Annotated in this window: 25 protein-coding genes; 5 read left to right on the top strand and 20 right to left on the bottom strand. The window is 33.5% G+C overall.

From position 1 onward, the window contains the following. Window positions 1-166: 166 nt before the first annotated feature. The 7 genes from bshC to CRO45_RS01830 all read right to left on the bottom strand — a co-directional run bounded on the left by bshC (window position 167) and on the right by CRO45_RS01830 (window position 5,929). The gene (gene bshC, locus CRO45_RS01860; RefSeq protein ID WP_097147917.1) at window positions 167-1,783 is read right to left on the bottom strand and encodes a bacillithiol biosynthesis cysteine-adding enzyme BshC; all 1,617 of its coding nucleotides are present in this window, start codon (window positions 1,781-1,783) and stop codon (window positions 167-169) included. A 110-nt stretch (window positions 1,784-1,893) separates the two neighbouring features. Next, window positions 1,894-2,286 (bottom strand): DUF3397 family protein, encoded by a 393-nt coding sequence (locus tag CRO45_RS01855; protein ID WP_097147916.1) that lies wholly within the window; start codon window positions 2,284-2,286, stop codon window positions 1,894-1,896. After that, window positions 2,283-3,185 (bottom strand): ketopantoate reductase family protein, encoded by a 903-nt coding sequence (locus CRO45_RS01850; protein WP_097148095.1) that lies wholly within the window; start codon window positions 3,183-3,185, stop codon window positions 2,283-2,285. Before CRO45_RS01850 ends, CRO45_RS01855 begins: the two co-directional genes overlap by 4 nt. 470 nt (window positions 3,186-3,655) lie before the next feature. Next, window positions 3,656-4,042, bottom strand: a complete 387-nt coding sequence (locus CRO45_RS01845) for a Myb-like DNA-binding domain-containing protein (RefSeq protein WP_097147915.1) — start codon at window positions 4,040-4,042, stop codon at window positions 3,656-3,658. A gap of 214 nt (window positions 4,043-4,256) precedes the next feature. After that, complete coding sequence (locus CRO45_RS01840) at window positions 4,257-5,021, bottom strand: enoyl-CoA hydratase/isomerase family protein (RefSeq protein ID WP_170949379.1); 765 nt, start codon at window positions 5,019-5,021, stop codon at window positions 4,257-4,259. A gap of 176 nt (window positions 5,022-5,197) precedes the next feature. Next, entirely contained in the window at window positions 5,198-5,371 is a 174-nt protein-coding gene (rpmF, locus tag CRO45_RS01835) for a 50S ribosomal protein L32 (protein ID WP_036171914.1), read from the bottom strand. A 24-nt stretch (window positions 5,372-5,395) separates the two neighbouring features. Continuing rightward, window positions 5,396-5,929 carry a YceD family protein gene (locus tag CRO45_RS01830; RefSeq protein WP_097147913.1) on the bottom strand — a complete coding sequence of 178 codons (534 nt, stop codon included), beginning with the start codon at window positions 5,927-5,929 and terminating at the stop codon, window positions 5,396-5,398. A 131-nt stretch (window positions 5,930-6,060) separates the two neighbouring features. Here CRO45_RS01830 and CRO45_RS01825 point away from each other — a divergent pair, with 131 nt between their 5' ends. Continuing rightward, entirely contained in the window at window positions 6,061-7,269 is a 1,209-nt protein-coding gene (locus CRO45_RS01825; protein ID WP_097147912.1) for a nucleotidyltransferase, read from the top strand. Between the two features lies 1 nt (window position 7,270). On the opposite strand, the gene CRO45_RS01820 is transcribed toward CRO45_RS01825, so the two are convergent. Continuing rightward, window positions 7,271-8,320, bottom strand: a complete 1,050-nt coding sequence (locus tag CRO45_RS01820) for a SepM family pheromone-processing serine protease (RefSeq protein ID WP_408057105.1) — start codon at window positions 8,318-8,320, stop codon at window positions 7,271-7,273. Window positions 8,321-8,523: 203 nt separating this feature from the next. Between CRO45_RS01820 and CRO45_RS01815 the strand changes: the two genes are divergently transcribed. Beyond that, window positions 8,524-9,327, top strand: coding sequence for a hypothetical protein (locus CRO45_RS01815; protein WP_097147910.1), 804 nt, complete (start codon window positions 8,524-8,526; stop codon window positions 9,325-9,327). A 58-nt stretch (window positions 9,328-9,385) separates the two neighbouring features. Here the strand turns inward: CRO45_RS01815 and coaD are convergent, their stop codons facing one another. Genes coaD through CRO45_RS01800 form a run of 3 tightly spaced genes read right to left on the bottom strand, consistent with a single transcriptional unit; the run spans window position 9,386 to window position 11,887 of the window. Then, window positions 9,386-9,871 (bottom strand): pantetheine-phosphate adenylyltransferase, encoded by a 486-nt coding sequence (gene coaD, locus CRO45_RS01810; RefSeq protein WP_097147909.1) that lies wholly within the window; start codon window positions 9,869-9,871, stop codon window positions 9,386-9,388. Between the two features lie 27 nt (window positions 9,872-9,898). Further along, window positions 9,899-10,447 carry a 16S rRNA (guanine(966)-N(2))-methyltransferase RsmD gene (rsmD, locus tag CRO45_RS01805; protein WP_097147908.1) on the bottom strand — a complete coding sequence of 183 codons (549 nt, stop codon included), beginning with the start codon at window positions 10,445-10,447 and terminating at the stop codon, window positions 9,899-9,901. A gap of 18 nt (window positions 10,448-10,465) precedes the next feature. After that, entirely contained in the window at window positions 10,466-11,887 is a 1,422-nt protein-coding gene (locus CRO45_RS01800; protein WP_097147907.1) for an RNA polymerase II, read from the bottom strand. Window positions 11,888-11,942: 55 nt separating this feature from the next. On the opposite strand from CRO45_RS01800, the gene CRO45_RS01795 reads away from it, so the two are divergent. Then, the gene (locus CRO45_RS01795) at window positions 11,943-12,332 is read left to right on the top strand and encodes a DUF7147 family protein (protein WP_097147906.1); all 390 of its coding nucleotides are present in this window, start codon (window positions 11,943-11,945) and stop codon (window positions 12,330-12,332) included. Window positions 12,333-12,400: 68 nt separating this feature from the next. Here CRO45_RS01795 and CRO45_RS01790 read toward each other — a convergent pair whose 3' ends face one another. Next, entirely contained in the window at window positions 12,401-12,679 is a 279-nt protein-coding gene (locus tag CRO45_RS01790) for a YlbG family protein (RefSeq protein WP_097147905.1), read from the bottom strand. 253 nt (window positions 12,680-12,932) lie between these two features. Between CRO45_RS01790 and CRO45_RS01785 the strand changes: the two genes are divergently transcribed. Beyond that, a complete protein-coding gene (locus tag CRO45_RS01785; RefSeq protein WP_097147904.1) occupies window positions 12,933-13,874 on the top strand; it encodes a glycerophosphodiester phosphodiesterase in 942 nt (313 codons plus the stop codon). Between the two features lie 50 nt (window positions 13,875-13,924). Here CRO45_RS01785 and CRO45_RS01780 read toward each other — a convergent pair whose 3' ends face one another. Both CRO45_RS01780 and CRO45_RS01775 read right to left on the bottom strand, forming a co-directional pair. Then, a complete protein-coding gene (locus CRO45_RS01780; protein ID WP_097147903.1) occupies window positions 13,925-14,371 on the bottom strand; it encodes a YlbF family regulator in 447 nt (148 codons plus the stop codon). A 103-nt stretch (window positions 14,372-14,474) separates the two neighbouring features. Then, window positions 14,475-15,947 carry a UDP-N-acetylmuramoyl-L-alanyl-D-glutamate--2,6-diaminopimelate ligase gene (locus CRO45_RS01775; protein ID WP_097147902.1) on the bottom strand — a complete coding sequence of 491 codons (1,473 nt, stop codon included), beginning with the start codon at window positions 15,945-15,947 and terminating at the stop codon, window positions 14,475-14,477. A 273-nt stretch (window positions 15,948-16,220) separates the two neighbouring features. Here CRO45_RS01775 and CRO45_RS01770 point away from each other — a divergent pair, with 273 nt between their 5' ends. Further along, window positions 16,221-16,589 carry a YugN family protein gene (locus CRO45_RS01770; protein WP_097147901.1) on the top strand — a complete coding sequence of 123 codons (369 nt, stop codon included), beginning with the start codon at window positions 16,221-16,223 and terminating at the stop codon, window positions 16,587-16,589. A 146-nt stretch (window positions 16,590-16,735) separates the two neighbouring features. Here CRO45_RS01770 and CRO45_RS01765 read toward each other — a convergent pair whose 3' ends face one another. The 6 genes from CRO45_RS01765 to coxB all read right to left on the bottom strand — a co-directional run bounded on the left by CRO45_RS01765 (window position 16,736) and on the right by coxB (window position 22,440). Then, window positions 16,736-17,200, bottom strand: coding sequence for a DUF420 domain-containing protein (locus CRO45_RS01765; RefSeq protein WP_097147900.1), 465 nt, complete (start codon window positions 17,198-17,200; stop codon window positions 16,736-16,738). Window positions 17,201-17,235: 35 nt separating this feature from the next. Next, entirely contained in the window at window positions 17,236-18,168 is a 933-nt protein-coding gene (ctaG, locus tag CRO45_RS01760) for a cytochrome c oxidase assembly factor CtaG (protein ID WP_097147899.1), read from the bottom strand. 156 nt (window positions 18,169-18,324) lie between these two features. Beyond that, entirely contained in the window at window positions 18,325-18,666 is a 342-nt protein-coding gene (locus CRO45_RS01755; RefSeq protein WP_097147898.1) for a cytochrome C oxidase subunit IV family protein, read from the bottom strand. Between the two features lies 1 nt (window position 18,667). Next, window positions 18,668-19,297 carry a cytochrome c oxidase subunit 3 gene (locus CRO45_RS01750; RefSeq protein WP_097147897.1) on the bottom strand — a complete coding sequence of 210 codons (630 nt, stop codon included), beginning with the start codon at window positions 19,295-19,297 and terminating at the stop codon, window positions 18,668-18,670. Further along, a complete protein-coding gene (locus CRO45_RS01745) occupies window positions 19,297-21,189 on the bottom strand; it encodes a cytochrome c oxidase subunit I (protein ID WP_097147896.1) in 1,893 nt (630 codons plus the stop codon). The genes CRO45_RS01750 and CRO45_RS01745 overlap by 1 nt, the downstream gene beginning before the upstream one ends. 150 nt (window positions 21,190-21,339) lie before the next feature. Beyond that, the gene (gene coxB, locus CRO45_RS01740; protein WP_097147895.1) at window positions 21,340-22,440 is read right to left on the bottom strand and encodes a cytochrome c oxidase subunit II; all 1,101 of its coding nucleotides are present in this window, start codon (window positions 22,438-22,440) and stop codon (window positions 21,340-21,342) included. Window positions 22,441-22,470 lie beyond the last annotated feature (30 nt).

Below are 22,470 nucleotides of genomic sequence, written 5' to 3'. Positions count from 1 at the left end.
CCACTTTAGTAAATAATGTACCACATTCCCCCACTTTCCTCCACAATTTTAAGTAAAATAATAACTTCTTTTAACAATTAATACGAAAAGTCCATTTTCCGACTAACAAATCGTGTAATTAGGCACAAAAAAAGAGTTATCTCTTTGAGATAACTCTTAAAAAACATTACAAATGGACTACGTTATGGTTATTTGAAAATTCAAATGGAAGTTCTAATAAATCTGAAATTAATGAAGGTCCATAAATCGTTAAATATTGATAAGGATTAAATACTCGTTCTTGATAATTGTCATTCGGATAGATTTCCGATGAGATTGTATTAAATTGACGAATAATTTTTTCATGTTTTAAAATTACTTGCTGATCTATTTTACTCTTCAAATAATCAAATTGTTGACGATGATAGGATTTGTTTTTTTGTACAATTTGATCTAGATGAATTTGTTGCCTATTTAAATGTTCTAATAGTTTTTCATAATGTTCTTCTACAAGTTCGTGTAATTGTTGGATTTGTTCCTTAGCTTTTTCGTCTTGAATACTATCTAAAAACTTGTCTTTTAACTCTTTAACTTTGCCATTGAAAACATCTTTAATTGTTAACTGATACTCTTCTAGCAATTGTTCTACTTGACGTGTAATTAAGGTAATATTCAAACGAGGTACAATTAATGGCATTTGTAAATTTAATAATTCAAAGGCATCCTTTAAAGTTGCCCAATAGGCTAATTCCCCTGGACCACCTACAAAAGCAAGGACAGGCATTGTCATTTCCTGCATTAATGGGCGGGTCACAACATTGTTACTAAGGTTTTCTGGACTGTTCACTGCAACCTCAAGTATCTCTTCCTTAGTAAGCTTAATATTTGCGGTTTCATTTATATAATAATCACTTTTGCGCTCTAGTAAATATCGCTCGCCATCTTTTACAAAAAATAAATTTGCATTGTCAGTCGTCGCACTAATAGGAGTACCAAAACCGAATTCACTCAATAACTGCTCTTTTTCAACAACTACTTGAGCAATCTTTTCATTATTTTCAATCATTTGTTGAAAGAATTTTGACTCAAATTGACGGAATGGTGCAAATGCAGCATCTATCATTAAGAGTCCTTCATCTTTAAACAATGAGTGCATACACCTTGTAAAAAAGTCAGTGAATGTATTACTTTCTTCAATAGCACTAACAACGGATTTGTATAAGTCTTGCGTATATTCCGTTTCCCCATAATCTTTGAAAATATCTTCAATTGTGTTTTTTAGTTCACTTTTATTTATTTCTGTTGTAGATGCCATTGTTTTACGTTTACTTCGTTCACTATAAACACGTTTTTTCGGCTCAGATTGTGAAATTGTAAACGTATGATTAATCTCTTCTAAATCATGGTCTTCTCCAGCTATCCAAAAAAGCGGAATTACTTTTGTACCCAATTTTACTGTTTGTTCCTTGGCAAGTAGTATGACAGAAATTGCTTTATGAACAGAATATAAAGGACCAGTTAAGATACCTGCCTGCTGTCCACCAACAATTACCGGTGAACCATCAGCTAAATACGAAAGGTTTTCATTTATTTTACCTGTTAACCCATATGGCTCCATAAACGACCGGATGGTTTCACTCAATTGTTTCGTGTTATAACTTTGATTTTTTAAATACTCAGCACGCTTAGAGTATGATTCATCACGTAACGGATATTGAAAAAAAGTATGTAATTTTTCGCTACCTGACCAATATTCAGATAACAATTTGTTGTTAACTGGCAAAGACACCTGTTCCAGCTTCATTCCTAAAATCTCCTCTACTATCTGCTAATATCGATAAATTTATAAGTTTAAGTTATTTCGAATTCATAATATATTGTAAACGTTTATTCGTCGCCTGCAAACGAATTTGCTTATGATAAGAAAACAAATGTGACTACTTGTTGAGTCATTCCCACAATCCAAATTAATATGTATGTAGTCATTAAGACTATAAATAAAAATCGCCAAACCTTTTTCATTAACGGAAGGATTTCAATCTCTTTCTGTGTTTTCCAATCAATATATGTAAAAATGATTGCAATCATAATGGCAAAACAAATTATGTAAGCACTTATATTCACATTCCACAAACTACTTATAAAAAGAGGTATTGAAAAGAATAACACAATGGTCGTAGCATCTGCTGCAAATCCAAAAGATTTAACTTCACTAACTTTTCTTTTTCTACAAATTGTATAAATTCCTATTAACAAAAGAATAGGAAATAGGATTATAAAGCTTATTAGATACAGTATAACGCTCACATTTTCTCAACTCTTTTCTCCTCTGCAGCTTTTATTAAGTAATATAATGTAGTAAGTGTTGGTAAATTAATTGATTTTTTGTCTGCCTTTTTTAAGATTGCACCTGCGATTGTTTCAATTTCTGAAGGTCTTTCATTTATAAAATCTGTCAACATAGATGATGTATTAGTAGCAGTTTTTTTGCACAAAGATATTACGTCATCAAAATTAAAATGAGACATTTCATCTGGAAATGCGTTTTTTAATTCAAAAAATAATTGTTCGAGTATTTGAAATGTTGGTTTATGTCCAATTAAATATCCATTTTTCACTTTTAATAGGGCAGTTAATGGATTAATAAAACAATTTAATAATGCCTTATCAAACAGCATTTGCTCTGCATTGGATACATATTCGAACTGGAAATAAGGTTCGTTATTTTGTCTAAGTAATTTAAAAAGGTCTTTATCTCCACGTTCAATCGCTATTTTTAAAACGCCAAATCCTCTATGTATAACCGTATGATCATTTTCTTTTTGTGCTCCAAACTGACATGAACCAAAAGCAATATTTTTTTGCGGTAAAGTTAGTACTTCCTCGAAGTGGGCCAACCCATTTTGTAAAAATAACAATGGTGTATCTTCCGGCAATGAAGTTAATAGTGGGTAAATAGATTGTAATTGACCATATTTAACGGCTACAACCACAAGTGAACTAGTATGAACGGGAGGAAATTCTGGTATCGCGAGTACCGAACTTTGAGAGATTGTATCGTCAATATTTTTGCGAATTAGTCCATTTCGATTCAATTCTTCTGCTTGCTCGCTTCTTCGAGTTACCAATGTTACGTTATTTTCTTGTGATAAGAAACTAGCTACTAACATTCCGACAGATCCTGCTCCAATTACTACAACTTCCACATTATACCCTCCGTTTTCCATGTGAAAAGGTCCACCAATTTGGTAGACCTTATAACAATTAACAATATTATACTGGATAAACAGAATGTTTACGAGCAGGTATTGTAATTTTGTAGAATAAAGGTTTAGTCTGTTTAACAATGTAATTATTATTCTACAAAATTCGATAGTATTATCGATTACAAATTTTGATGCGAGCTTTTATCACTCTTTTACATCTCGTAATTTTCTTTTGGTCCTCGATTTACTCTATTTGTTTAAATAGGCTGTATTTACCCTCATACAGGACCTTTACAGCTTTTAAACCCGTTGGAAGCGCTAAACATGCATCCGGTTCTATACCGGACAACACATCGCATATATCCCTGCTCCAAATGCTTTACTAATTATTACTTACAGTTACACTTCTTCGCTTTATTGCACTACTATTAATCAATTATAATTGCATTAAAATGTGTAGGTTAGTTCAATTATTTACTTTGATGTTCAAGAAAATTAACACCCTGATTTAACCACTTAATAAGTTTGTCATGTTCTGATTGTAGCTCTCTATATTTAATTTCTAATTCATTATATGCTTCAGTTAATTCATCGAAACTATTTAGTGCTAGTTTTAAATGACTCCTCATTAATTGTTTAGGTCGTTTTCTAACGCTATTTAACATTTGGCCATATTGGGTACGCAAAGTTTTATTCCAACGGAAACCACAAGCCTGTTTCGTTCGATTTAACACATTGGCAGCTTCAGCAAATGCCTCTAATTGTGTTTTACCATTTTGGACAGCTTGAATAACGATTTCTGCTAATTTTTCATCGTCTTCAGCAGTCCATTGATCTTTTCTTCTTTTCCCTTCCACTTTCTATCACCTCACATTTTTTACTACTATATGCACATAATGAGATTAAATAGAATAGAAGTACTTATAAAAAATAGGTAGTAACATTTTTTTGCGTATAAAATGTCTATATCATCGAAATATACGTAAAAAAAGACATCAATGTGACCGCTTCTTGGTCAGTATGATGCCTTTCTTTCATTACTACAAAAAATTTAAATTTGAATGTAAGAAGTTACTTGTTAGATTTATTTAAAAATCGATTCACTGCTTCAATATGTTCATCACTTTCCCATAGTTTTGCACACAGTTTTATTTCTTCCATTACTCGTTCAAACATATTTTTCTCTTTCCAACTTCGAAGTTTTATTTCTTTATAGGCGTGGTGTACAGAAGGGTGTATTTTTCGCATATGTTGAATGAAATTCTCTAGAGCTACTTCTTTCGACCCTTCAAATATGTTAGTAGCCCATCCAATTTCATATAATTTATCAGCGTCATAAGTGGATGAATCTACTAGCATTTTTAAAGCAAAATCTTGTTTTAATCCACTTTCCAATAAGTAGGTACCTCCACCCCAACCACTTGTAATACCTAATGTACCTTGAATGAATCCGCATTTTGCATCCTTTGCTACTAAACGAAAATCACAAGCTGTGGCAATTTCACATCCGCCACCAACTGCAGTACCATTAATTAAAGCAATCGTCGGAACTGGCAGAGTTGCTATTTCATATAATATTGTCCCCATTTTACTTAACATCCCAAATGCATCTTTTTCTGTTTGCAATTTATGAAACTCTGATAAGTCTCCTCCAGAACAAAATGCTTTTGCACCCGCGCCAGTTATTATTAAAAAGCGTACGTCTTTATTTTCGTAAATAGTAGTAACAATTTCTTTAAACCCATTCATGACTTCATCATTTACAGCATTTCTTTTTTCTTCTCTATCGATCGTAAATGTTAAAATACCATCTATGTAATCAATTTTATATGCCAACTTATCCATCCCCTTATTCATTAGCAATGAGTTTCCATTTGTTCCATAGTAAAACAGCTAAAATAGTTTGACAAGTTTTCTAAGATAATATTGTAAATAGAAAAAAGGCTAATAGAGAGCCATGGCCTCTCTATTAGCCTTTTTGTTTTAGAGCTTTTTCGATCAAGCTCAGTTTATTATTTGCTAACTACTTCTTTACCTTTGTAGTGTCCGCATGATTTACAAACGTGGTGAGATAAAGTTGCTTCTCCACAGTTTGGGCAAGCTACCATACCAGGTACAGATAATTTGAAATGCGTACGACGCTTTCTTTTAGCAGTTTTAGAAGTTCTTCTAAATGGTACAGCCATTATTGGCACCTCCTTACAGATCCATTATTCATCTGTTTGATCAAAATACTTAGCTAATCCAGCTAGTCTCGGATCTACTTTTTGTTCGCCAGATTCCTTTTGACGAGCAACATCCTCATCTGTTGAATAGCTCCAGTTTTTTCCGCCTTGCACTTGTCCTTCAGAACCTTCTTTAAACACTTGCATTGGAATTTCGAGTAGAATTAACTCCTCTAAAACTGGTTTCATGTCGATAACTTCACCATCAATATAATGGATATCCTCATCGTCATTTCCTCGAAGTTCCGGATCAATCCAACTAAAGATTTCAACCGCATCTACGTTTATAGGAAATTCAACATCCTCCCATGTTCTAGCACATGGTAAAGTTAATGTTGCAGTCATAGTAAATTGACAAGTCATTTGTGATGCACCGAATGTACAGTGCCCTTTAACATGTACAGGTGAAATATGGCGAATCTCATCGTTTCGCTTTTTTACTTCCTCTAACTGTACTTTTGTATCAATAGGCATCCCATTTTGGCGATACTTTGATAATTCATGAATAGACCATTTCATTCATTAATCACCTCGAGACAACAATGTTGATTATATAATGTGAAAATATAGATGTCAAGTTATTTTCTTGTCACTACAGTAAATCATAGACTATACTTTTATTAAACATCAAATTTAGGAGTGCTAATAGAATGAAAGCAGTCGGAGTAGTGGTTGAATACAACCCTTTTCATAACGGTCACCAATATCATATCCAACAATCGAAAACAAAAACAGGAGCTGATGTCGTTGTTGCTGTTATGAGTGGACATTTTCTCCAAAGAGGTGAACCTGCACTCGTTGATAAATGGTACCGTACGAAAATGGCCCTTCTTTCAGGCGTTGACATCGTAATAGAATTACCATACGTTTTTGCTACAAGTAAAGCAGAACAGTTCGCAAAAGGCGCTATACAGTTACTATCAGCAATGAAATGTGAATCATTTGCATTTGGTAGCGAGGATGGAAACATTGAGCCTTTTAAAAACACATTATCATTACTCCATGATTTTCGTACTGAATATAATGAACTTATTAAATATTATGTTTCCCAGGGAAATAGCTATCCAAAAAGTTTATTTGAAGCATATGAACAACTTAAACAAAAAAGACCCCAATTATACATTGATTTAGCACAACCAAATAATATTTTGGGCTATCACTACATTGAAGCTGCTTACCTTTTAAACAGTTCTATTAACCCTGTTACAATCCAAAGAATACAAGCAGGATTCCATGATGATATCCAGTCCGATACAACAATAGCTAGTGCAACAGGAATTCGTAAAGCATTATTTGAAAATGGAGAACTTAGTGATGTATTACAATATGTACCTAGATATACTTATGAACAATTGCAGGACTGGCTTCAAAACTACCAACAATTTGCTAACTGGGAAGCTTTCTGGCCACTTTTAAGATTTACGATTATTCGATATATACCAAAGGATTTAACGCAATTTGCAGATGTTTCAGAGGGCATTGAATATGCAATCGTTAAATATGCAAAAGTAAGTGATTCATTTACCGATTTTATGAATCATATAAAATCGAAACGTTATACTTGGACAAGACTTCAACGAATGTTAACACATATTCTAACAGGTATTACGAAAGAACAATTACATCGATTTTCATCTCCAACTTACATTCGTTTGCTTGGTATGACTAGTAAAGGACAACAATATCTATCAGAAAAAAAGAGTGAATTTGACTTACCATTGATTAGCCGAGTAGCTTCAACTAAAGATGAGTTACTCCAGATTGATTTACGTGCAACAGAAATTTACAGTCAGGGAATTCAATTCATTTCGAATAAAAAAATAGACGGAGATTATAAAACTCCGCCCATTCGAATTTAATTTATTTTTCTTCTAGCTGTTCTAAATATGCTAGAGCATCATCAATTGTCTTAACAGGTACGATTTTCATTTTCGTACCTATTTTTTCTGCAGTTAAAACTGCAACTTCATAATTTGATTTAATATCTGGATTTACTTTAAGCATTGCCTCTGTAATTTCATCATCTGGAGCAAAGAAAATTTCCATTCCATCTTCATGTGCAGCGGCAACTTTCTTTTCAATGCCTCCGATTCTTCCTACGGTACCATCTTCATTCATTTCTCCAGTACCTGCAATTAAATACCCCTTCGATAAATCCTCATCTAACAATTGATTTAATATTTCTAAAGTGAACATGAGACCAGCTGAAGGCCCACCAATTTCTTCTGCATCCACTTTTACAAATGGCTCAGTTTTAATAGATTTACTTTGGGAGTAATTAATCCCAATACCTATTCTCTTTGGGTCACTCCCCGGTATTTCTTTTAATGTTACCGTTTGATCTATAAGTTTATCATCACGATTTAGTACTAAGTGTACTTCTTCATTTTCTTTCTTTTCATTTAATATCGCAGTTAAATCTTCTGCTTTATGAACGAGTTGACCGTCAATTTCAACAATCTCATCCCCAGGCTTAATCTTTCCGTCTGCAGCACCCCCTGACAGTACATTCAATACTGTTATACCATTATAAGTAACTGTAAAAGGTAATCCTGCTTTTTGGAATGCAATATATAAAGCATTAAATTGAGAGTCGGTCATTAATTTTAACTGACGTACGTTATATTCCTCATCATCCTCTTCTTCATGTCGAACATCCTTAATGAGGAGAGTATCTTGAAACTCGTTAAAATAAGCGATTACATATGTAAGTGGTGTTGCTTGAAACATTGATACAGTCATTAAGTTAAATGTACCCTCATCGTCTATATCTCCATCTTGTACATTAACAAATCGGCTTACATCATAGGCGCTACCTGGTTTCATAATATAATAATCTAATCGATAAAAACAAAAAACAATTAATATTAGCATAAACACTATAAAACTAACGATTTTTTTCATTTGTATAGCACCTCCAAGTTCCGATATAAGACTAAAAAAATTAACAAGTGCATATATTAGTTTATCATTTCTTATTATTGGACAAAACATGAAAAGAGTTGGTGTAAATTCCTCTAGTATATTTATTCGTTTGTATTGGCCTTATCATTTTACTATTAATGTTTCCTGGTGTGGCACACGAAGGTACTGATTTAGGTGTAAATTTATTTATGGAAGCTTTATTTCCATACCTTTTGCCATACTTAATTCTAACACAATGGTTTATACGATTAACGCCGAATCAACAACAATCATCGTCAAGATTACAGTTATATTTAAAGACCTATGGTATCAGTGCATTAGGTGGTTTTCCAACTGGAGCTGCTACGATTGCTTTCTTAAAAAAAAGTAGACAGATATCTACGAAAGAAGCAAATGGCCTCTTAAGTATTTGTCATAGTCCAAGCCCTTTATTCGTCATTGGGTTTGTAGGTTATGACTTATTAAATGACACTATGTTCAGTTGGCGCTTTTTAATTTTATACCATATCGTTTCATTCGTCATATTGATCATATTTTATAAAACTTCTAGTAACAAAGATTTTCACATTAGTAGTGTAACATCTGAAAAAATACCAAAACCACAAAATCCATTTATTAGTAGTATTAAAGATAGTGTACCCACCGTATTAGTTGTTGGGTCAACATTAATCTTTTTCACTACGATTTATACGGTTGTCATGCATACGATTTCGACATTTGTCCCAACTATACATAATAGTTTAATCCTTCTAACCGCAGCTTCTCTTGAAATGACAAACGGTTTACAAATCACATCAGAAATGTTCTCAGGCGAATCGACTATGCTCTATTTATTACTAGCATTATTTTTAACGACACAAAGTCTTAGCATTCATATGCAAGTAGCAGTACTTGCAAAAAACGAGCGAATTTCTTTAAGACCTTATGTTGCACTTAGAGTCATTTTAGCGTTGCTAATCCCGGCATTGTATTATGTATTATTTTTATTATAAAAACCAAATAAATAAAAAATCGACGGAAACCATTTATATTTCCGTCGATTTTTTCTAGTCAAGTATTAAATTTCCCTTTTAAAGCCACTTCAACATGTGGAGGAACTAAACCTTCAACATTTCCACCATATCGTGCTACTTCTTTCACGATACTTGAACTTAAGAAAGAATATTGATTTTTCGTCATAATGAAAAATGTTTCTATAGATTCATCTAAAAATCGATTCATAGAAGTAATTTGCATTTCATATTCAAAATCTGAAACTGCTCGTAGGCCACGAACTATCGCCTTCGCATTTTTAGATCTTGCATAGTCAATTAATAATCCAGAAGACGAATCGATTCGGACATTTGGCATCGTATTTGTAACTTCCTCAATTAATGCCATTCTTTCTTCCAAAGTAAATAATGGACTTTTAGAAGAATTATTTAAAACTGCTACGTAGACAATATCAAAGACATCTGCTGCTCGTTTAATAATATCTAAGTGACCATTCGTTATTGGATCAAAACTACCTGGTACAACTGCGATTTTTTCAGACAAAATTTTCTCCCTCTTCCCCAATGATTACTATTTCGAATAGATTGAAATAATCGAGCTTCCATAGGTTTCTTTTCTCTTTAGTGGAAAAGTACCGTAAGTATCTGGTAATTGGACTTCTGTTGCATGCTCACAAACAATGATTGCCTCATCTGAAAGTTTACCACTATTTACTAATGACTCTACAAGATTGTAATATTCCATCTTATGGTATGGTGGGTCAACAAACAAATAGTCAATTTGCAAATCTCGTTTTAATAACCCTTTAACAGCACGTTTAGCGTCTGTACGAAATAGTTCAGTCACGTTTTCATATCGACATTTTTTTATATTTTCTTGCAATATTTGATATGCTTTAAAGTCTTTTTCTACAAAGATGGCTAGATCTGCCCCTCTACTTAAAGCTTCAATACCTAATCCTCCGCTTCCAGCAAACAAATCTAACGCAATACCACCATTAAAAAATGGCCCTATAATGTTAAATAAAGACTCTTTTACTTTATCTGTTGTTGGCCTAGTAGTCGTTCCTGTAACGGCTTTTAAAGGCATTCCTTTTCTATCACCAGCAACAACCCTCATTGTATTCACCGCTTTTCTTTATTGTAGTGTTGTAATAGGTGAAATAGTTATTTCGCTATTAGTTTTTTCTATTTCTACTAAAAATAATCGTTGTAGCCATGATTCTTCAATATATCGCTTATCCATAATCGTTGTAAAAGGATTTGAAATGGTATCGTACCTTCTCTGATTAAATACATAAAATTTATGATTTTCAGGGAAACGGAATTGTCTTAATTCACTATTTACATAATAGCCATTAGGACCATCGGATACTTCATAACCTAATGCCGCTAATATTTCATCAGATGAATAATATAGTAAACCATTCTGGTAAATTAAATTAACATCCTCTATCACATTTTGATCTAGTATTACTTTCCTATTGTCAGAAAACAATAGTGTGAAAACATCTTCTACAGTCTCATTTAGCTCAAAAAATTCAGTATTCTTTTGTAATACTTCAGAAAGCTCTTTATCTAATACCGTTGAAGTAATCTTTGTCCCTTTTAATTGTTCAAGCTTTTGAATCCAACTTTCTAATTGTTTATCTGACATATGATTTAATAATGCATTAACAATTTGTGATGACTTATTTTCAAGGGAAACTGAACCAGTCAGAAAAGCTGCGATTACTTCCTTCATCCATCGTGGGTTGTCCCCAAAATCATATAAAGAATCAATTTGAGATAAAAGTACGCTCTGATTTAAGCCGTCAAGTGTAAGATCATTTACAAATACGATTCGTTCACCTTGTTGCCCTGAATGACTTTCTCCTTGAACAATTGCCACATGATGTTCATTTAAAAATTGGATGCTATTAATTGATTCATGAAATTGTTCATCTAGCGGTGTTTTCGCATAAATTGAAATTAAATCAGTTGAATGTTGTAATTTTATATCATCTGCAATATAGTAGACTTCGTTTACTTCCCCTTGTCCACTAAACATTGAATAATTAACTAATGAGAGGGACTGTTGACCGATTAAAGGCAATCCTGTTACCCATTGACCTTCAATTTGACTATCCGTTGTTATATGTATAGTTGAATAAGAAACCTTCGCGTTACCTAAAGTAACAAATAAATCTTTTAACAAATGTTTTGATTGTAGTCCACCATCTAAAGGTATGACATAAGAAAGAGATTGAGATCTTGAGTCACCTATTTCAAACCTCGTTTTATCTTCACTTAACCTTTCGCAAGTTTGTTCACTTTCTAAAAAACAATCTGGATTAATGGCAAGAGGTGGCCATTTAATATCAATGTTTTGGTTTGGAAGATTTCTGAAATGTTGTCGTATATCCAAACTATTATTTCGGTAATCAATTTCTATTTCTTGAGTATATGTAAATTCACCTTGACCAGCTTCTAAGTTGTCAGAATAAACTTGATATTGGATAAACAACAACCCACTAACTACTAATAGTAATACAATAAAAAAGCTAACAGCATATTTCATGTGCTCAAACCTCCTCCTTCATGGTACTATTGGTACGAGAAAGGATGTGTATTATATGATTCAACGATTTATTGAATTAGGACAAGGTTATGGAGATATATATGAACTTTGCGAATTAATCCAAACAAATGAAAAAAGATTTCATAATGCCTTTTTAATTATTTCAAATAAAGGTGATAAAAAATTCGCTTCACCAGCTGTGGCATTCAAACCTGTTAGTGAAGGTAAATTTATGCCAATATATATTTGCCGTGAAGGAATTCCATACGATGATGAAAAACATTCAAAACGAATAGAATTATTTGAACAAGCATTAGAAAGCATTGGTAAAAAAGCAATTCCAATGGATGTTAAACATTCCTCATATTACCAGGAAACTGCTTTATTTTATAATCATTTGATTGGAATTTTACGAATGAACAATCTTATTCCACCGATGCAATAAAAAATTGTTTACATCCATTAGAATCGATTAGTTGTTCGAATTAAGCAGAAGGTTTATAGTACATAAGTTTATAAACCAATTTTATAATCATAATCATATTCCTTCGCTTTATCTGGTTTCGCATTTTCAAATTCAGTTTTTAAAAATGGACGATATGATGGAACAACGTCTTTCACAAAAGGAAGACGTTGAATTTTGTTCATTGCCATTTCAATTTCTTCTCGATTACAATAAATTACAACATATTTTAACTTTCTAGAAATATAATGAACATTGCCATATTTCCTTAAAGTTTTTGCATGTTTTAGTTGATTGACATATACGATTAGTCCTTGTCTTTCCTTCATTTCGATTCCCTCATTTCTTAATTAAAGAATACCATAATGTTATTTCTTATACCAACAGAGATTAGCTGACAGGATGGTAGATTTTCCGTTATAATCATCATTATAAGATTAAATATACTATATTATAAAATGACTGAAGTACAAAAATTTTAGATGGATTTTAATGAAGATTAAGTGAAACATTTATAATTGGGGATTCCCTACTACTGGGTTGTTGAATAGCTTATTCGATTTTAATCTGAGGAGGACTTTCATGGGAAAAAAGACAAAGTTAGCCCTAGCAATAGCAGCAGCGAGTGCAGCAGCATGGGCAGGAAGTAAGGCTGTGTTAAAACCGCAGAAGCGTGAAAGTAAAGAAGTATTGCAATTTGATCGTCCAATCGTACTTGCACATAGAGGAGGATCCCATTTAGCTCCGGAACATACAAGACCTGCATTTGATAAAGCTTTTGAATTGGGTGTAGAGGGTTTTGAAGTTGATATTCGATTAACAAAAGATGAGGAAATTATTGTTTTTCATGATGATACCGTTGACCGTACATCGGATGGTACTGGATTTGTAAAAGACTACACTTTAGAAGAACTAAATCAATTAAACCATGGTTTTAATTTTATAGACTTAGAAGGTAATACACCATATCAAGATTCAAAGTTACCTGTTGTAACACTAAGAGAATTATTATTAGATTTTCCAACTGTATATATTAATATTGATATTAAAGATTCACCTGATACTTATGAAGGAAGCTTAATGCCATCAAAACTATGGCGTTTAATTGAAGAATTAAAAGTCCATAACCGTGTAGTAGTAACAAGCTTTTATAGCGAACAAGTAGACAGATTCAATCTCTATGCTCAAAACAGTGTTGCACTAGGAGCTGGAGAAACTGACGTACGAAAAGCTTTCGCAGCCTTTACTAGTCAGTTTGGTCATCTATATAGCCCAAAAGTAGATGTATTCCAAATCCCACCTAAATTAGGTGTAATATCATTAGATATGCCTAAATTTATTTCTTATCTTGGAAATTTAAATATTCCAGTTCATTATTGGACTATTAACGATCCAGAACTAATTGAACGTCTAATTAAGCGTGGGGCAAAAGGAATCGTAACAGATCGTCCAGATATTGCCGTCCCGTTAGTAAAAAAATTATACGAAGAACTAAATTCGAATAATGAACAAACGGAACAATAAAAAAACAAAGTCTCCTTAGATTGATTTCTAAGGAGACTTTTAATATAATATTAAGCCGAACAAGAACAACTTCCACCTGATCCACAACCACTCCCACAAGATGAGCCGGTTGCGAAGAATGGATTACTTACAGGCACTTTCACAGATTCTGAAACTGATTTTCCGACAATTAGACTAATTTCATCTAATAAATCTTGATAATCATTTTCTGCGACTTTTAAATTCGCCACGCGCTCATCTAAATCGAGTTCGCGCTTTTGTTTGCGAATTTCCTTCATAATTTTATTGTAATCAGGATGATATTTCCCAAATCTTTGTACATCTTCATACTGCTCTTTCATTCTCGTGAAAGAAGCTATTTTTTGTACGAGTACTTGGTCATTATATACATTATGATAAGCCTCACGTAATTTTTGTGCTTGTTCAGAGGATAGTATCATGGAACTTAGTAAATCAGTTTCATCAAGAATTGTTACCCATTCAGAAGTTATTAACATCATCAATCCTCCATTCAACTCTATGATAGCAGAAAATAAGACTGTATGGTAGAATGAAAACTTCCCATATTTCTTAAATTTTAAAAGAGTGAATGGAGAGAAACTATCCTTGATTTAATTTCGATTCAAGAACAGATTGAACAAATTCAATATCTGAAAAACGTATTTGTGTTTTCCCAATCGTTTGTGTGTCCTCATGACCTTTTCCTGCAATTAGTATAGTATCTCCCTCTTTTGCTGATAGTATTGCTTTTGTTATAGCTTCACCACGATTCAAAATGGTTTCGTATTTTTGAGTTGATAAAAACCCTGCAGCTATTTGAGAATTAATGACTTCGGGGTCTTCACTACGGGGATTATCAGTCGTTAAATAGATCATATCAGCATATTTTGAAGCAACAGCTCCCATTTTTATACGTTTATGCTTATCTCGGTCGCCGCCACAACTAAATAGAACAATTAAGTTTCGTTTCGTTGTTTTCTTTAATGTTTGTAAAACAGCTCTTAAAGCTGCTTCAGTATGGGCATAATCAATATAGATGTCTAAATTCAAATTATTTTTAATATATTGTAGTCGTCCTTTAGGTAAGCTTAAACTTTCAGCAGCATAACATACTTCTTCAATATCAAAACCAAGTTCACTCACTGTTGTTATTGCTGCAATTGAATTTTGCAAATGATGGTCACCTACAAATGGTAGTGTGAACACCTTTTGCCCCTTTTTACTTTGTAAGCAAACAGTCGATGAATTATTCCCATCAGCAAGCAATTGTAATTGATAATCGACGCGATTTCCTAATCCGCAATATACTTTAGGTTTTTTTGCTTGTAAACCAACCGTACGACAAAAAGAATCATCACCATTTAAGACTAGTTTTTCCGATAGTGTTGATAAAATTTGCTTTGCGGACTTATATTTTTCAAAAGAACCATGATCTTCTATATGATCTTCAGCTAAATTTAAAAAGACACCAATGTTTATGGAGCAATCGTCTAATCTGTGCTTTGCTAGACCCATTGATGAAGCTTCTAATACTGCATACTGTACACCTTGGCTAACACCATATCGGAAAATTTTATGAAGATGTTTTGGTTGTAATGTAGTTAAATGTTCATATTCTAGGTTAACTTCTTTACCATTTATAAATACGCCATTCGTTCCGATGACCATTACTTTTTTATGTAGCGTGTTTAATATTTGACCAATGAAATGACTGACTGTTGTTTTTCCGTTTGTACCCGTTATTGCAATAACTTGCATTGCTTCTGCAGGGAATCGATTAAGTTTTGCGGCACTATATGACATAAACTTCATACAATTTGGAACCCATATTACAGGAACAGGAAGACTAACTTTATCGAGTAATTTTTCATCTTCTATGACAACACCTATTGCACCATTTTGTATGGCAATTTCTACATATTTAAATCCGTCATCGTTCGCTCCTTTTCGAACGATGAACAAATCCCCTTCTTTTACATGTTGTGCATAATCTTCTATACCAAGAACTTCTATTCGAATGGAACCACCTTTTACTGTGCACGGCCAGTCTTTTAAAAGCTCTGCTAGTTGCAATGTGTCACTCCTTCTTTTCCTTATAGTATGCCTAGCCTGAAATCATGACACAAAATTTTGAAGAATAGGAATGATTTTAGATAAAGCTTTTAAACAAAATAAACGAACAATTGGTTATAGTAAGTTATATAACTTTTCAATCTATTGATTTGTAATAATTATCTAAATTACTTATTTCTTGACACAATGTTGTCATTGCCAGGATTAGTATTTTAATCTATTATTAATAATGAGCGTATTCTATGTACGATTTGCTAAAGGAGGATATATATCATGTATTTCGAAAACAAAACTCTTGAAAATATAACTGCTGAACAAGAACTACTTGTTAGTGTTATGAAGAAAAACGGCTTAGAATCTCACGGTGGCTGGGATTGGGACCGCATGACATTTGACAAACGCTTTGATCTTAAAGAAGGACGCTTCTATTTACGTGTATTCTGTAGTGTTGTATCAGGTGATGTTGGAAATAATACTGCAATCTTAAAAATTTTAAAACCAGCACTTGGTAAATACTACTACCCACACGGAGTAGAATATGATGAAACTGAAGAAGTTTTCCCTACACACTTAGTAAAAGAATGTGAAGGAATTTTAGCTAACATTAAAAAACAATTCGCTTACCATGGTGCTGAAGCGTAATAAAAACCGATATATCAAGATAATGAAGAATTAGTCACTTTGATTAGTTCTTCATTTTTTATACGTAAATTGAATACGTAATACCGTTTAACCTAAAAATAAAAAGGCTGCGATGAAGTTTGAATTTCACCACAACCATTTACATATTAAAATCCAAGAATTGCTTTAATTACTGATGTTGTTTCACCAGGTTCAAATAGAATATAAAGTAGTAAGTAAACCATAACACCAGTTATCGCAACGAAAAACCAAACAATACTAGTAATTGGACCGATTTTACGGTGGATGGAAAGTTTATTTTTAAATCCAGTTAGTAAACTAACAATTCCAAATACCGCTCCTGTTGTTGCTAATATAATATGGAAGATTAAAAAGAATGTATAATATCCTTTTAAATTTTCCGGTCCTCCAAATGCAGTGTTACCAATAAACACTGTTCGTGAAGCATAAATAATAAAGAATATTAATGCAGAAACCCCTGCAGCCGTCATCACTTTTTTATGTGATTCAATATTCCTTTTTGCAATTAATACCCAACCGATAGCAACTAACACAGCACTTATTACTATGAATGCAGTACTAATAGTAGGTAGTAATAATGATAGTGACATTTAAACATTCTCCTAACGATTTCTTTCTTTCTCTATTAATGTTGTTGACTTTGTTTTAAAGCTTGGAAGTCTTTTAATGCATTTTGTGTAATTTCATCTTCGTTACTGCTGTGTTCATCTTTCCACCATTGTCTAAACACCTTCCACAAAATAACGCCGAAAATAATCTCTTGAATGATTTTCATTAATACTCCACCTGCTTGCTGGTCCCCAACTACTGTTAAAAACCCAGGGAAAAACAAATCTGGTCCAGTTAAGTTTAATCCACTTAAAGTTGAAGTAGGCACACATAACTCCATCGCTTTTAACCAAGTATCACCATCATAATAAGTTGCAAACAAAGGTTGTCCCGCAAAAATAATAAGTGCACAAGCTGGTGTAATTAAAACAGCATTTGAAATGATATATGCTATTTTGTATAGACTTTTCATTTGTCTTTGACCTTCAATGTTTTGATTAATGATTGGCCAAGTCATGAGAAATGCTGATAAGAATAATATGAACGTAAAGATTCCATGAAATGTTTGATCAAGTTTAATCGTATCGAATATAGCTGGTATATGATATAGAGAAAACATCATAGCAAACAAAAATACAGCAACTACTGGTTGTGTAAATATTTTAAAGACCATTCGAACTCCCGGTGCGTTAACAACTACTCGCCATATCCACCATGGGATACCTTTTATTAATAAAATTGGCAGAAGTAATAGTAAAAACGCCATTTGAACCATATGCATCGTAAACAATATGTGTGATAGTAAATCAATTGGTGAACCAATTACGATATACAAAGTAAGCATCGATAATAGAAAATAAGTTGCTTCACTCTTTTTTAATGGCTCACTTACTTTAAAGTCTTTTCTCCATTTAACTGTCACTAAAAAATAGACAACCGTTAAAAAGATTATGACACCTATTAAATATGGACTCCATAGTGCTTGAAAACCAAATATACTTAACGGCATTTTAAGCTCTCCTTTTAAACCTTCAGTAATTTTATTATAGAACGCTTACATTTTAACATCAATGAACGAACTATGACAATTAACATAAAACTATCCAAAAAAATAAGTGTAGATAAGTTGCAAAACAACTTATCTACACTTATATACTTTACTCTCTTACCACCAAATAATCGTTAAGAAACAAAGGAATACCGTAAATGCAATAATTGCACCTACCCATACGAAGGTATTAATTGTACCAATATGTGAAGCATGTTTTTCACCCATGTGCATGAATGCATATAATTGTAGTACAACTTGTACAGCTGCTAGTAAAAGTATAAATGGCTTAATGAAGTATGGCGAAAAGTCTGCCACTACAACCGCAAAAGCGATAAAAGTGAAGAGAATCATAATCGCAAAGTTTACAACTTGCTTACGCATTTCTACAGCATTTTTACGACGATCAAATTCGTGTTGTGCAACAGATTTCTCATGAATATGTGTATCGTGTCCCATATTATCCTAGCACCCCCATTAAGTAAACTACTGTGAAGATGAATACCCATACAACGTCGATAAAGTGCCAATAAATTGATGCAGCAAAGAATTTAGGCGCGTTGTATAAGTTTAATCCACGTTTTGCATTACGGATGATTAATCCTGTAATCCAAATAAGTCCAATAATAACGTGCAATCCGTGAGTACCTACAAGTAAATAGAAAGCAGATGAGAATGCAGAATGTGTAAATCCGAATCCTTCATGAACCGTATACTCATAGAACTCATAAATTTCAAGACCTAAGAATCCAAGACCTAGAAGTACTGTAATTCCCATCCATATTAGGACACCTTTAGAATTAAAGTTCTTCATGTGATACATAGCATATACAGATGTTAATGAAGATGTTAAAAGTAACATTGTCATTACAAATGCTAATTCTAGTCCAAATAATTCTTTAGCAGTAATATCCATTCCTGATGGACCACTATCTTTTAAAGCAAGGTAAGTAGCAAATACACTGGCAAATAATACGATGTCACTACAGATGAAAATCCAAATACCAACGAATTTGTTTTTTCCTTCCAAAGTTACTTGCTCAGCATGGTCTGGCCAAGTTTTTGGGGTGTATTTAGTATTAATATCCATTATTTGTTACCCCCTTTTCCATATAATGATTCTTCAGTAGCAATGATTTCTTCTTTCGTTACAGTGAAACCTAGATCGTCTTTAAATGAACGGATAATCATACATGCAACCGTAATACCAATACCTAGAATAATTACTGGTACTGACCAAGATACGCCATCTGGATGGTATAAAGAACCGAATGCAGCGATGAACATACCAATAGACATAATTAAAGGTAAGATTGAGCCATTTGGCATATGGATGTCCCCAACTGGTTCAGCATATGTCATACCTTCTTTATTGCCTTCATGTTTTTCAATCCAATATGGATCGTAACCACGAATAAGTGGTGTTTGTTTAAAGTTGTAGAAAGGTACTGGAGTTTTAAGAGCCCATTCTAATGAACGGCCATCTCCCCAGTAGTCACTTGTATTAAGTGGTTTAGACTTAATAGATAATAACATGTTAACTACTAAGAATATTACACCTAGACCCATTAATAATGCCCCAATAGATGAGATGAAGTTAAATAAATCCCAACCTTGGTCGCCTTGATATGTGAATACACGACGTGGCATACCCATTAGTCCTAAGAAGTGTTGGATAAAGAATGTTAAATGGAATCCGATAAAGAATGTCCAGAATGTAAGAAATCCAAGTTTTTCATTTAAAACACGGTTTGTCATAATTGGCCAATAGAAATGAGTTGCACCAAAAATACCTAATACTACCCCACCTACGATAACATAGTGGAAGTGAGCAACGATAAAGTATGAATCGTGTAATTGATAGTCAAGTGGAGCAACGGCTTGCATTACCCCAGTTACACCACCAGCAACGAAAGATGGAATAAATCCAAGAGCGTAAATCATTGGAACTGTTACTTTAATCGAACCGCCCCAAATAGTTAAGATCCAGTTAAATACTTTCATACCTGTTGGTACGGCAATTGCCATTGTAGCAACAGCGAAAATTGCGTTAGCAGTTGGCCCAAGACCAGTTGCGAACATGTGGTGAGCCCAAACCATGAATCCTAAGAAACCAATTAAAATTGTTGCGAATACCATCGAAGAGTATCCGAATAGACGTTTACGAGCAAATACCGGTATAATTTCAGAGAATAATCCGAATGCAGGTAAAATTAAGATATAAACTTCTGGGTGTCCGAAGATCCAGAATAAGTGTTCATAAATAATTGTGTTACCACCCATAGTATGGTCGAAGAAATTCGCTCCAAACATACGGTCAACTAACATAAAGAATAAAGCAACTGTTAGTGGAGGGAATGCAAATGTTATAAGTGCGCCTACGATTAAAGTAGTCCATGTAAATAATGGCATACGCATGAACGTCATACCAGGTGCACGCATTGTAATAATTGTTACAACGAAGTTAATACCTGAAATTAAGGTACCAGCACCAGAAATTTGTAAACCTAATACATAGAAATCAATACCATGTCCAGGTGAATATAAAGATAAGGACGCATAAGATGTCCATCCTGCATCAGGTGCTCCACCCATAAAGAATGAAAGGTGTAAGAATACAGCACCTAAGAAGAATAACCAAAATCCTAATGAGTTTAAGAACGGGAATGCAACGTCACGTGCACCAATTTGTAATGGCACGATCCAGTTCATAAAACCGAATAGCAATGGTGTCGCAGCTAAGAATAGCATTGTTGTACCATGCATTGTAAGTAATTCATTGAAAAGACCTGCGGAAACAAAATCATTGTTTGGTACCATTAACTGAATACGCATTAGTAAAGCTTCAAAACCAGCAATTGCAAAGAATAATAACCCTGCAAAGAAATACATATTCCCTAGTTTTTTATGGTCAACAGTTGTTAAATAGTCCCAAAGAGTTGCTCCAAAGCCCTTTTTATTACCAATTGCAACAGAGCTCACAACTTTAACCTCCTCTATGTTTCAATCGAAAAAAGTTCAAATCATATTTGCCATGGCGTATATGTGCCTAGAATTTATCGAGGGAACTCGATAAATTATCTTTTTTTAATCTATAGCAACCGCCTGAGGCAACCTCATTCATAAATGAAGTTATTTTTCTACAGATAAACTCATGATGTAGTCAGCAAGTGCGCTAATTTCTTCATCAGATAATTCATCTGGATTATTATTTCCAACTTTATACGCTCCAGTCATTAAGTTACCAGGTTTGTATTCTTCAGGATCTTTAATCCAGCTTACTAAGTTTTCTTTGTTGAATTCTAAGAAACCAGCGATGTGGCTACGATCACCAAATGTTGTTAAGTTTGGTCCCATTGCAGCACCTGCAGGCATACCAGTGACAGAAGAAACTGCGTGACATCCTAAACAGCTAGCAGCAAACGTAGCTTCACCTAAATCTGTAGAATCTTTTGATGCAATTTGACCTTCAGTAGCTTGCATTGAAGCAACCCAAGCGTCGAATGCTTCAGGAGCTAAAGTTTTTACTTTGAAGTCCATTAATGCATGTGATGGACCACAAAGTTCAGCACATTTTCCGTAGAATACTCCGTCTTTTAGACCTTCTGATTCTTCGTCAAATACTAAATAGAATTTGTTAATATTTTCAACGTTAGTGTCCATTTTACCACCAACTGAAGGAATCCAGAATGAGTGCTTAACATCAGCAGCTTTTAGGTTAAAGTAAACCTTTTCACCAGTAGGCACAACAAGTTCTTGTGCAGTTACAATTCCTAAATCAGGATACGCAAACTCCCACCAGTATAATTTCGCAGTAACATCAACAGTTAATGCAGTTTTATTACCATCTTCATCAACATGTTCCATTGCTGCTACATCTCCTAATTTGTAAGTAGAGATTAATGTTGGAACAGCTAAGATTAGTAACAGTACAATTGGAATTACTGTCCAAATAACTTCAAGTGTGTGGCTACCTTCAACTTGCTTTGGCATATAGTCCTCACCCTGTCTTGAACGGCGGAACTTAAAGAAAGCATATATATAAAGTACTGAAACCACAACGACAACCAACGCCATAATCGTAATAGAGAATAGCAATAAGTTAAATTGTTCTTTCCCTACTGCTCCAGCAGGTCGAAGCGTAGAAATATACTCTTCACCACAAGCAGAAAGGAAAACTGTCATAACAGCTAATAGCGAGAACAAACGCCATTTTTTAAGCCCTTTCATCATAGCTTAATAAAACCCCTCTTTCTTTGTTGT

It is taken from the genome of Ureibacillus acetophenoni (genome assembly GCF_900220965.1).
In the GTDB taxonomy this organism is placed as follows: domain Bacteria; phylum Bacillota; class Bacilli; order Bacillales_A; family Planococcaceae; genus Ureibacillus; species Ureibacillus acetophenoni.
This window is presented reverse-complemented; position numbering and strand designations above follow the sequence as displayed.